Raw genomic sequence first — 12,022 nt, 5'->3', positions numbered from 1 at the left:
GAAGAAGCTTTCTGGTATGTGCTTCTCGAATCATTCCAACTTTTTCAAGAACTTTGTAAGAACCAATATTTTCAATTGCGCATCCAGCTTCGATTCTATGAAGATTTAACGTATTGAATCCAAAAGAAATAATTTCTCTTAAAGCTTCTGTTGCAATTCCTTTGTTCCAAAAATCTGGATGAAGTTTAAACCAAACTTCTGCATTCTTGTATTTAGCCCTACCTAAATTTAAAGAAATTAATCCATCAAATTGATTGTCATTTTCGATAACAAAAGTATAAGCTTGTGGTTGTTCTCCTTGATTAGATTTTACTAAATCTTTTACATGAAGAATTGTAACCTCTATATTTTCTGGAATTCCTACGTGTTGTATTAATCAACTTCTTCGATAGAATATAATTGATGAATTGTTTCAGTATCATCAAGTGTGACTGGTCTCAAAGTTAAACGTTCAGTTTTAAGAATTACATTTATATAAATTACTTTTTCTTCAAATAAGTTGGGTCGTTGGGATATTTAATTACCTTGAGTAATGTAATAATTGTAAAAATAACGAAGATTAATATCACGATTGCGCTAAGAATGATGCGGTTATTTTGTTCGTTGTTGAACCCAAGGTAAAGCTCGAAAGCTGCCCAAACAATTATTAAAATTTGTGGTAAAAGTGCGCCGAAAATATTTTTTGTCATTTTATTCTTCTATTGAGTTATAAAAATAAGAAAAATAAAAAACCTGCTTATTAAAAGCAGGTTAAAAATATTATTGAGTGACTAATTTTGTTTCATTAAGAATTGGTTCTCTTTTTAGAATATTTGTTGCTACTTCTACAGTTTCTTCTTTTTCTTCGAAAATTGGTGCTTCTTGCATAAATGCAATTGCTGGAGCTTCTTCTATTTTTGGTGGCGTGTTATCAAATTTGTAATTAAATCCAATTCCAAGTGTTTGTTTAATCTGTGTTTTTTTGATTTGATCTTCATCATACAATAGGTTGACACTTACTTGTGCCGAAACAAACTTGTTCACTTTCATATCCAAAATTCCTTGATAAGCAACGTCCATATTTCCGAAATTTTTCAGGTAATCTGCATAGATTCCGACACGGTTATCATAAGAAATTCCTTCCATAATTTGTAGTTTATATCGCGCACCTAAATATGCACCGAATTCAAATAAAGTATTGTCTCCATCATTTTTAAGTCCAAAATTTCCTTTTTTCTGTAAATCTTTGTCTAAGACAAAGGTCATTCTTGGTGTAAATGGGTGAATATTAATTTGAAAATTTTCGCTTGGTTTGTAATCAATACCCAATCCTAAACTTAAATAACCTGGAGCCATCAAGGCTGAAATCTTCGTTTTTGGATCTCTTGAATAATCAAAACCATCTGTAAATTGTGTGCGAAAATTCATAGAGGAAGCTAAATACCAATGATTTCCGATGCTGTAACCATAAGAAGAAGTTAAGTCGATAACATCATTTGTTTTGCGAGAACTTTCGCCTTTGTTAGTCTGGATTCCGTATCCTAAAACAACACGATTATCCCAAATATGTTTCTCTTTTGTCAAGTTAAATTCGTAATCTAAACTTCCGTTCAGCGCAAACGAATTTACACCTCCCGCAACCCAATTACTGAATGCACTTTGAGAAAATAAAAGTGAATTATTTCCCGAAACGAACCATCCTGGTTGACGGCCATCAAATTTTTGATCTTTTAAATAACGCTTGCTATCAGTAGCTACTTTACCATCTTTTACTGTTTGCGCAAAAGTTGTAGCACTTCCTAAAATTGCTAATACAAATAAAAATTTTTTCATGTAGATTTGATTGATTTATATTAACTTACTCCAAAAATATGGATTCTGATTTAATATATGTTGATTTTTCGTCAATTGTATTTTTATCAAAAACTTGATCATAGTTTTGTTTATCCAGTTTTATTCTAGGTAATTTGACTGGGGAAATGCCAGATGTATCGAAATATGGGAGAATTTCCTTCTTTCTACGTTTCTTCTTATCTTTTTTCTTAGTACTGTCTATTTTATATGTTAAGCCAATTCCGAGGGCTTGTTTAAATTGTGTTTGAGTAACTTGATCTTCATCATAAATCAAATTGATGGTTAATTGTGTGGACATAAAATTATTAATTTTCATGTCTAATAATCCAGCATATACAATATCGAGGTTATAAAATTTGTTCGAATAATTAGAGAAAATTCCAATATTATTATCGTAAGTTACGTTATCAAAAAGTTTCATTTTGTATCGACCACCTAAATATGCTCCAACTTCAAAAAGAAACGTATCTCCATCGTTTCGTAAACCATAAGTTCCTTTCTTTTGCAAATCTTTGTCTGCTACAATTGTTGTTCTTGATGTTAAAGGTTGAAAACTGACAGAAAAATTAGAATTTGGCGTATAATTCGCACCGACCCCAATTGTTACATATGCAGGCGCAAATAAGTTTGATAGTTTTGTTTTTGGAGTTGTTCCGTAATTGTAACCTGTAGAAAACTGTGAACGAATATTAAGTGATGAGGTTAGGTACCACTTTTCTTTTATCAAATATCCATAAGAAGTTGTGATATTTAGATTGTCAGCAGTTTTACGCGTTCCATTGGTTTTATTGTCTAAAAAACCATATTCAAAAATAAAACGATTGTCCCAAAAGTGTTTCTTTTTTCGGAAATTAAATTCGTAATCAGCTTTAGCATTTAGTGAAACCGAATTTTCACCACCTGCCATCCAATTGGAAAAGGTATTTTGATTAACGGTTAAAGTATTTGCACCATAAATTTCCCAACCCGATTTTCGTCCTGTAGTATCCACTTTGGATTTCAGATATTTTCGACCATCAATAATTAGATTTCCACTAGTATCTAAAAATTGAGCCGAACTAAAAAGTGATAGGACTAAAAATATAATTGAGAAAATTAGTCTCATTTTAAAAAAAATATCTTTGTTTAAAATTGAAAAATTCCAAACAAAGATATCTAATTTATTTTGTAAGGCTAAAAACCTTTCTTAATTATTTTGCCAACCTTTCAACCATTTCACTAATGTATCCACCCAATCTTGACGATCATTCAAACAAGGGATGTATGTAAATTGCTTACCACCAGCTTTTAAGAATTCTTCTTGTCCTTCCATCGAAATTTCTTCCAAAGTCTCCAAACAATCCGAAACAAAGGCAGGGGTGCAAACCGCTAAATTCTTAACGCCTTGTGCAGGAAATTCTTCTAACATGTGGTCTGTATAAGGTTTAATCCAAGGGTCACGACCTAAACGAGACTGAAAAGAAGTGGTATATTTATCTTCTGGTAATTGCAAGTATTCGGTTACCAAACGTGTTGTTTCAAAACATTGATTACGATAAGTTTCAATAGGTAATTTGCTCGCTTTTGCAGCACGAAGTGCTTTATTATCGTGACGTTCGGGAATTCCGTGATAAGAAAACAATAATTTATCAAAATTCTCAGGTAATTTTTCTTTGATAGAATCTCCTAAAACCTTGATATAATCTGGATGATTGTAAAAAGCTTTCAAGAAATTAATCTTAGTGTCTTTGTAACTTTTTTTCTGAATTTCAAGCACTTTATCCGCAACAGTTTCTGTAGAAGACATTGTGTATTGAGGGTATAAAGGAACAACCAAAATGTCGCGAACACCTTTGTCATAAAGCTCTTGTAAACCAGCTTCTATCGAAGGGTTTTTGTAACGCATTGCCAAAACAACTGGAATATCCATTTGTTTTTGTATCATATCTCTCAAAATTTTAGAGTAAACAATTAAAGGAGAACCTTCTTTTGTCCAAATTTTTCGGTAAGCTTCAGCAGATTTTTCGGGTCTTTTTGGTAAAATAAATAATTCAACAATAGTTTTACGAATAATCCAAGGAGAATCCAAAACTTTCTTATCCATTAAAAATTCGCGTAAATAAGTTCTTACGTCTTCAACATTGGTAGAATCGGGCGAACCTAAATTCACTAATAATATTCCTTTGCTCATAATTCTTTTTATCTAAAAAAATATTGCGTTCTTTGTAGTTGTAAAAGTACGGAGGATAATTTAATTTGTCCTTCGTAATATCATCATTATAATTTATATCATCATTTTATGTCAGATTTATTAAATCCTGATAAAGAATTTTATCCAGATGACGATCTAAATCACGAAAATACTGTTCGTCCGCAAAGTTTTGATGATTTTGCTGGACAAGCGCATATTCTAGAGAATTTAGAAGTTTTCGTAAAAGCGTCTAAACTTCGTGGCGAAGCATTAGATCACGTTTTGTTGCACGGACCTCCAGGTTTGGGAAAAACGACATTAGCAAATATTATTGCGAATGAATTAGGTGTAGGAATCAAAATTACATCTGGACCAGTTCTCGATAAACCGAGTGATTTAGCTGGTTTATTGACGAATTTGGAAGAAAATGATGTGCTTTTTATTGATGAAATCCATCGTATGTCTCCCGTTATCGAAGAATATTTGTATTCGGCAATGGAAGATTTTAAGATTGATATTATGATCGAATCTGGACCAAATGCACGTTCGGTTCAAATTGGTTTGAATCCTTTTACATTAATTGGTGCAACAACGCGTTCTGGTTTATTAACTGCGCCGCTTCGTGCTCGTTTTGGAATTAATTTCCGTTTCGAATATTATAATGTTGAATTATTAAGTACGATTGTTGAGCGATCTTCTCGTATTTTAGACACACCAATTGACGAAAGAGCGGCGATAGAAATTGCAGGTCGTAGTCGTGGAACTCCTCGTATAGCAAATGCTTTATTGAGAAGGACTCGAGATTTTGCACAAATTAAAGGAAATGGAAAAATTGATTTATCAATTGCTGAATTTTCTTTAAAAGCTCTAAAAGTTGATGATAATGGTTTAGATGAAATGGATAACAGAATTTTATCAACAATTATTGAAAAATTTAAAGGTGGACCAGTCGGAATTACAACTTTAGCAACAGCAGTTGGAGAAAATGGTGGAACATTAGAAGAAGTTTATGAACCGTATCTCATTCAAGAAGGTTATTTGATGCGTACTGCTCGTGGACGTGTGGCAACAGAAAAAGCTTTCAAACATATTGGTGTAAAATATCGTGGAGAAAATTCACCTCAAACCGATTTGTTTGATTTGTAATTTTGTTCTAAGTCATTCTGAGCTTGTCGAAGAATCTTAACGATTTTCTTACTCTAATAAATCGAAAATGGCTCACACGACATATTATTCTTGCGTTAGGAGGAATCTAAGATTCTTCATTTCACTCACGTTTCATTCAGAATGATAAAATTTAATCTCGTCGATATAATAATTATAAATTCATAATTACGAATTAACTAATGCTCCTTCAAACAGAAGAACATATCAAAATAAAATGGTCCCATCGAATCAAAGAAAAAGCTGAAGCATTGGGATTTATTTCGTGTGGTATTGCCAAAGCAGATTTTTTGGAAGAGGAAGCTCCACGTTTAGAGTCTTGGTTAAAGAATAATTATCATGGAGAAATGCAGTATATGGAAAATCATTTCGATATGCGACTGGATCCTCGAATTTTGGTCGAAGGAGCAAAATCTGTGATTTCGTTGGCGTATAATTATTACCAAGATTTAGATCGAAATCCTAATTCTTACAAAGTTGCGATGTATGCGCAAGGCGAAGATTATCATTTTGTCGTGAAGGAAAAAGTGCGCGAGTTGTTAGATTTTATTCAAGAAGAAATAGGGGAGGTGAGCGGAAGAGCTTTTACCGATTCAGCACCAATTCTGGAACATGCATGGGCGAAAAAAGCTGGAATTGGTTGGGTTGGAAAAAATTCGTTGACGTTATCTAAACAAAAAGGTTCGTTTTTCTTTTTATCCGAATTAATTATTGATTTGGATTTAGCTTATGATTCTCCAATTGAAACTGATCATTGTGGAAAATGTACGCGTTGTATTGATGCTTGCCCAACTGAGGCAATCTTACCCAATAAAACAGTGAACGGAAGTCAGTGTATTTCGTATTTTACAATTGAATTGAAAGATCAAATTCCGACCGAAATGAAAGGAAAATTTGATGATTGGATTTTTGGTTGTGATCTTTGCCAAGAAGTTTGTCCATGGAATCGTTTTTCGTTGCCAACGAAAGAAACTCGTTTTGTTGGTCATAAGAAAATTAATCAATTCTCGAAGAAAGATTGGGAAGAAATTACAGAGGATGTTTTTCGAGAAATTTTTAAGAAATCACCTGTAAAACGTACAAAATTTGATGGTTTGAAAAGAAATATCGATTTTGTAAAATCACTATAATTCGTGAAAATTTTTGGTTTAGATTTTGTTAGCTTTACTTCAAGAAAATCGAATCAAAAAATGAAAAAAAGTTTATTCATTCTTACTACTTTTTTAGGCTATTTTGTGCAAGCTCAATTTGGGATTGTGCAAGATAAAGATGGTTTTGCAAATGTGAGAGATGATAAAAATATTTCGTCTAAAATTGTTGCTAAAGTCCANNTTGCTAAAGTCAATTCAAATTCAATTTATCCAATTGATTCTGATGAAGAAAACTCGAAATGGTATTTAGTTGAATATCAGCCTGAAAAAGCTGGTTTTGTTTACTATGATCGAATCAAAAAGTTAGAAGATTTTGAAACTATTTCACCAACTTCAGTCAATGATTCTAAAATTGAATTTTCGGTTGCTGATTATACCATTCAGCTCGAAACGCAAGAATTTAATTCGAAAAAACATAAAATTTTCAAGGAAAGTGATTTTGTTTATGCGATTGATGAAAAAGATTTTCTTGGTTCGGATGGAATGATTCCTCAAACAGAATTCAAATCGTTTAAAATATCATTCAAAGGAAAAGAAATTATCATTCCAAAAGAATATTTTATCAATTTATATAATGCGAATTTATCAGCAACAAAACTTACTTACAATAAAGAGTTAAATCAATATTATTTGTTCGGTACATATAGCGATGGAGCTGGTGTTTATGATGCACTTTGGGTTTTGGATAATGGAAAAATTGTAAAACATATTGCTCAAATTAATGCTTATGCTTAGTCGATTTTTTTCAATTTTAGGGTGCTTCTTGCTATTCACTTCGATAATGTTTGCTCAAAAAGTAACGACTTCCAAATTTGGAGATATTTCGTACGAAATGAAGCAAAAACAAGTTGCAGCTTTAACACCAAATCAATTAGCTCTTTATGATGTAAATAATGCAGAAATGCCTGAACAGGACATTGAGTTGAATGGAATTAAATATCATATTTCGTACTATAAAAATTTGAAAACAAAACAATTCGAAGTATGTATGGTTTCGTCTGTCAGCTCTAAACTTTTGACTTTATCAGGAATAAAAGTTGGAAGTTCGTTGGACGATTTATGGAAAGCGTACAAAAAATATGATATTTCGGTGTAAGATATTTTTGAAGATGATGAGACAGAATCGGGATATTTAAACAATAAAATTTATGAGGATTAAAATAACTTTATTAGGATTTTTCTTGCTTTCGGTTGTTGGATTTGGTCAGATTTCTACAACACGAATGAATGAGCTGAAAATTGGTATGCGTCCGTTCGAAGTGTTGAAATTGTTAGGTAAAAAAATTGCTGCAATTGTTGATGAAGGAGAAACGAATGTCACTTTAAAAGGAATTGATTACACAATTGAAATAAGAAGTGGTTATTTGAGTAAAACAGAAAATGACACCTATTTAAGTTCTATTTCTACAACAAGTAAAAATATCAAAACTTTGTCTGGAATTGGAATTGGTAGTACGTTGGAGGATTTGTGGAAAGCTTATTCGTCAAAATATAATGTGTTGTTGGATAAATCGAATAATAATAACAGAGAATTTAGAATTGATGATAGAGAAAATGGTGTTATATTGACTTTTTCTTTGAAAAATGAAATTGTAACAACAATAAGATTGAGTTCTTATAACCCAGAAGAATGTACACTTTAAAATAATGATTAAAACCTAAATACATAAAAATGAAAAAAATATTTTTTATAGCTGCTTTTGTAGCTGGAATAGCTTTGCAAGCGCAAGTTTCTACAACTCGTATTAATGACGTAAAACTTGGAATGAAATTGTCTGAATTAGAAAAATTAACTGGACAAAAATTCAAAATAAAATTGAATGAATATGGTTATCCTGATGGTGATGTAACAATTGTCTCTAAAGGAGTAACATATAAAGTTGGATTGACAACAAATGGTGAGGAGACAGCAGGTTCTTCTACTTTAACTGTATATAGTGTAAAGTCTTCGGATTCTAGTCTTAAAACATTATCTGGAATTAAAATTGGCTCATCTTTGGATGAGTTAATTAATAAATATAAAAATCTGAATATTTCTATTTTCGATGGTTATGATGATAAAACGGATAAAAGAACAAAAGCTTTTCGTTATTTTAATGTTGAAGATTATGATAATGGATCGATTCTACAATTCTATTTAGTGAATGATAAAGTAGTTTCTTTCGATGTAATGTATAATGAAGGTTGTTAAAATGAATAAACAAAAAATTCCAACTCTAAGAGTTGGAATTTTTTGTTTAAAATTATTTTTTAATCACTTTTTTTGTGACGATGTTTCCATCTTTTAGGTGAATAGATAAAATATACATTCCAGCTGGATAATTTTTCAAATTAACTTCCGAACCTAATTCAATTCCAAGTAAACGACCGTTAAAATCATATAAATTCACATAATCAAAATTCTTAGCATTAATCTTTACTTTGTCTGTTGTTGGATTAGGAAAAACTTCTACAAGCGTTTGTTGATAATTGTAATCGTTCGCAGATAATTCAGTCCAAGTATTTTCGGCTTTATCTCCTCCCCAAATCAACGTTGCTAAATACGGATTATCAATAAATGGATTTCGACTTCCTTGTGTTTCGGCAATAATTTCGTTTCGGACTTTCTCAAATTCAGATACTTTATCCTATACATTCCATTTCAAAAACATATCTGGCATTCCATCATTATTGGTTGTTGTCGTATTGTTATACGCAACCAATTGTGGATCGGTTTCCATACCATAATGTACATACATATACATAATAATTCGCGCGACATCTCCCGTCCATTCATCACCAGGATAAAAACCTCCATTGATTAATTTGGCTTGTCCTGTCACATCTTGTGCCCATTTTTCGCGATAAGCATTGTTACGTCTAGTCGAATTTATTTGTCTATCAACTGCGCGTAAATTATGAGCATCTGTTCCAGTTCCAGGACGATCAGTATCAAGTTTAGGAACTGCTAAAGATTTTGGGAAAACATGTTCGCGTTCCCATTTTCCGATTGTACTTCCACTTGAAGAGTTGTTTTTGTTGTTTATATCACGCGTGCGCTGTTCTGCATAAACAGTAGAATTATCTGTGAAACCATAAATCAATAAAACGCGACCTTTTGAATCTAAATCCAAGTCAGATTTATCTAAAATATTCCAAACTCCAGGCGTATAGCTAACTGCATGATGTGTAGCATTGATTAAATCGTGTAATTCTTCCTTTATAGTTTTTCCATTTTGATTAAAATCAATCCCTTCATAATAGTCGGGTTGTTGCGCAAAAGCGGCAAAAGGAAATAAAAGAAGCAAAAATTTTTGCATAACTATTTATAAATATTTAACAAAAGTAAGTATTTATAAGTAGTTAATAAATGATATTAAGATTAACAATTCTTAAAGTTTTTACTGAAATTGTTTAATGTATTGTTTAGGAGTTAAGCCATATTTCTTCTTAAATGCTGATATAAAATGAGATGGGTTTTCGTAACCAATTTCAAACGAAATATCTTTTACCATTTGTTGATTTTCTTCTAATTTATGCAATGCATATTCCAGTTTTTTATCCAACAAATAACCATAAACAGTTGTTCCGTATAGTTCCTTGAAACCTTCTTTCAGATGATATTCCGAGATCGAAAATTTTTCGCAAAGTTGTTTGATTGTTGGCGGATTTTTAAAATCAGCTAATAAATAATCTTTGATTTCTTTGATTCGTTTTCCTTCATTTTCATCATTTAAGAAAGGACAATGTTCGGTTTGACTTTCAATTTCAGAAAAATAAAGGGTGAATAATTCGTACATTTTTCCAATCAAAAATAAATTTTGAAATTGCGGAGAAAGTTTCATTTGTTCAATTTGATTCAAAACTAATTTTATTGAAGGTCCAATTTCTCGTTCAATATAAAATTTTTCTTGCGTCATACTCGAAATCAAATTATTCTGAATTTGATATTCTGCAAACAATTGATGTAATTTCTGAATAGACAAAACCACAATATAAACCTTGCTTTCGGCATTTATATTCAACGATAATGGAATGTCCAATGTCGGATAATAGAACAAAAAGCTTTTTCCTTCGTTCAAATTGATTTTATAAATACCATTATTAAAATTAAATGTCAACGAACCTTTTGTACAAAAATAGAATTGTATATAACGCTTGTCAATTCCTTTCAGAATCGTGTCTGTAGAAGCTGTAAAGTTGTCTATTTGAGCGATAAATACGTCTGTTGACAATTTATACTCGTTAATTTTACTTTTATGGGTATTTTTTAATTCCATTTTGAATAATGAGGTTTGTCATATAAAAAACGTGATAATTGTCAACTTCGCTCTTTATAATGGTTTACATACAAATATAAACCTTTAATTTATAATTATTCTAAAAAAGCAAACTTTAATTTTTAGCGTTATTTTTTCTTTTTAAAGTTATTTTTCGAAGACTTTTGAAACTACTTTTGTATCAGTATTTGAAGAAATGGCAATTAGAGGTAATAAAACGGAAGAAAATTTTTACGTAATCGGAATCAGTTATGAAAAAGCTGACGCCATTACACGTGGTAAATTTACATTTTTCCCGGAACAAGTTGAAACGTTTACGCAAGATTCTAAAACGAATGGATTAGAAAACTTTTTTATTGTATCAACTTGTAATCGTACTGAATTTTATGGTTTTGCAGAAAACGAAGATCAAATCGTTGAGCAATATTGTAAATACACAGAAGGTAATGCAGATGAATTCCGTCAATTTATGATGGTAAAAGAAGGAGAAGAAGCGATTACACATTTATTCCGTGTTTCGTCGGGATTAGAAAGTCAGATTTTAGGTGATTTTGATATCATCGGACAAATCAAAATTTGGTTTTCTCGTTTCAAAAAACAAGGTGCATCAAATGCTTTTTTAGAGCGTTTGGTAAATACTGCGATTCAAATTAGTAAAAAAGTGAAGAACGAAACTTTCTTAAGTAACGGTTCTGCTTCGGTTGCATATTCAGCGGTTAATTTTATTCAAGCAACGCAAGGAAACTTAGTTGACAAAAATATTTTGTTGTACGGAATTGGTAAAATTGGTCGTAATACGTGTGCTAATTTGGTCAAACATTATCCAAATACAAACATTACGCTAATCAATCGTACAAAAGAAAAGGCAGAAATTCTTGGACTGAAATACGATATTACCGTAAAAGATCACAGCGAATTAAAAGAAGAATTACAAAAAACAGATATTCTAATTGTTGCAACGGGAGCAAGTAATTACACGATTACAGAAGAAATGATTCCGTTCGATAAGGAAATGACGATTATTGATATGTCAGTTCCAGAAAATGTAATTCATACATTGGCTGCTCGCGAATCTATTCAATTGGTAAATGTAGATGGATTATCTAAAATGGTAGACGATACAATTGCGCAACGTCGCAATGCAATTCCAGAAGCATTGGCAATTATAGAGGAGCATTCTACAGAGTTTTACGAATGGTTAGAAACCAGAGAATTGGTTCCAGCTATTCAATCTTTCAAAGATAGATTAGACTTTTTTCAGAGTTTTGCTTTAAATAACTTGAAAAAAGACAATGTAAATATCGACGAAAATGAAACGATTTTAACTGAAAAAGTAATTCAGAAAATTACAAATCAGTTTGCTTCTTATTTGATCGAAAATAAAGAAAACGCAGACGAAACAATTCAGTTAATCGAAAAAATGTTTCATTTAAAACAAGCTTAAT

General features: G+C 31.3%; 11 protein-coding genes and 2 pseudogenes. 6 read left to right on the top strand and 7 right to left on the bottom strand.

Annotated features, from left to right (window positions below; all coding sequences use genetic code 11):
- Nucleotides 1-37 precede the first annotated feature (37 nt).
- The 4 genes and pseudogenes from B4L98_RS14605 to hemH all read right to left on the bottom strand — a co-directional run.
- Nucleotides 38-268 (bottom strand): annotated as a pseudogene (locus B4L98_RS14605) (GNAT family N-acetyltransferase); the annotation flags it as partial.
- A 491-nt stretch (nt 269-759) separates the two neighbouring features.
- Complete coding sequence (locus B4L98_RS02535; RefSeq protein ID WP_286494669.1) at nt 760-1,812, bottom strand: DUF3078 domain-containing protein; 1,053 nt, start codon at nt 1,810-1,812, stop codon at nt 760-762.
- A 25-nt stretch (nt 1,813-1,837) separates the two neighbouring features.
- Nucleotides 1,838-2,938, bottom strand: coding sequence for a DUF3078 domain-containing protein (locus B4L98_RS02530; RefSeq protein WP_286494668.1), 1,101 nt, complete (start codon nt 2,936-2,938; stop codon nt 1,838-1,840).
- 81 nt (nt 2,939-3,019) lie between these two features.
- Nucleotides 3,020-4,003, bottom strand: a complete 984-nt coding sequence (hemH, locus tag B4L98_RS02525; protein ID WP_286494667.1) for a ferrochelatase — start codon at nt 4,001-4,003, stop codon at nt 3,020-3,022.
- 108 nt (nt 4,004-4,111) lie between these two features.
- On the opposite strand from hemH, the gene ruvB reads away from it, so the two are divergent.
- The 5 genes from ruvB to B4L98_RS02500 all read left to right on the top strand — a co-directional run bounded on the left by ruvB (nt 4,112) and on the right by B4L98_RS02500 (nt 8,509).
- Entirely contained in the window at nt 4,112-5,149 is a 1,038-nt protein-coding gene (gene ruvB, locus B4L98_RS02520; protein ID WP_038332085.1) for a Holliday junction branch migration DNA helicase RuvB, read from the top strand.
- Between the two features lie 200 nt (nt 5,150-5,349).
- A complete protein-coding gene (gene queG, locus B4L98_RS02515; RefSeq protein WP_286494666.1) occupies nt 5,350-6,297 on the top strand; it encodes a tRNA epoxyqueuosine(34) reductase QueG in 948 nt (315 codons plus the stop codon).
- 802 nt (nt 6,298-7,099) lie between these two features.
- Nucleotides 7,100-7,414 (top strand): hypothetical protein, encoded by a 315-nt coding sequence (locus tag B4L98_RS02510; protein WP_038332094.1) that lies wholly within the window; start codon nt 7,100-7,102, stop codon nt 7,412-7,414.
- A gap of 52 nt (nt 7,415-7,466) precedes the next feature.
- The gene (locus B4L98_RS02505) at nt 7,467-7,961 is read left to right on the top strand and encodes a hypothetical protein (RefSeq protein ID WP_291077462.1); all 495 of its coding nucleotides are present in this window, start codon (nt 7,467-7,469) and stop codon (nt 7,959-7,961) included.
- 29 nt (nt 7,962-7,990) lie between these two features.
- Nucleotides 7,991-8,509, top strand: coding sequence for a hypothetical protein (locus B4L98_RS02500; protein ID WP_052217554.1), 519 nt, complete (start codon nt 7,991-7,993; stop codon nt 8,507-8,509).
- Nucleotides 8,510-8,561: 52 nt separating this feature from the next.
- Here the strand turns inward: B4L98_RS02500 and B4L98_RS02495 are convergent, their stop codons facing one another.
- The 3 genes and pseudogenes from B4L98_RS02495 to B4L98_RS02485 all read right to left on the bottom strand — a co-directional run bounded on the left by B4L98_RS02495 (nt 8,562) and on the right by B4L98_RS02485 (nt 10,577).
- Nucleotides 8,562-8,849, bottom strand: a complete 288-nt coding sequence (locus B4L98_RS02495) for a T9SS type A sorting domain-containing protein (protein WP_286494800.1) — start codon at nt 8,847-8,849, stop codon at nt 8,562-8,564.
- A gap of 24 nt (nt 8,850-8,873) precedes the next feature.
- Nucleotides 8,874-9,617: pseudogene (locus tag B4L98_RS02490) on the bottom strand (endonuclease); the annotation flags it as partial.
- A gap of 81 nt (nt 9,618-9,698) precedes the next feature.
- Nucleotides 9,699-10,577, bottom strand: coding sequence for a helix-turn-helix domain-containing protein (locus B4L98_RS02485; protein WP_125348767.1), 879 nt, complete (start codon nt 10,575-10,577; stop codon nt 9,699-9,701).
- Between the two features lie 196 nt (nt 10,578-10,773).
- On the opposite strand from B4L98_RS02485, the gene hemA reads away from it, so the two are divergent.
- Entirely contained in the window at nt 10,774-12,021 is a 1,248-nt protein-coding gene (hemA, locus tag B4L98_RS02480) for a glutamyl-tRNA reductase (RefSeq protein WP_219033603.1), read from the top strand.
- Nucleotide 12,022 lies beyond the last annotated feature (1 nt).

The organism is Empedobacter sp. UBA5528 (assembly GCF_002426075.1).
Lineage (GTDB): Bacteria > Bacteroidota > Bacteroidia > Flavobacteriales > Weeksellaceae > Empedobacter > Empedobacter falsenii_B.
The sequence above is the reverse complement of the archived record's forward strand: the minus strand, read 5'-3'. Positions and strand labels throughout refer to the sequence as shown.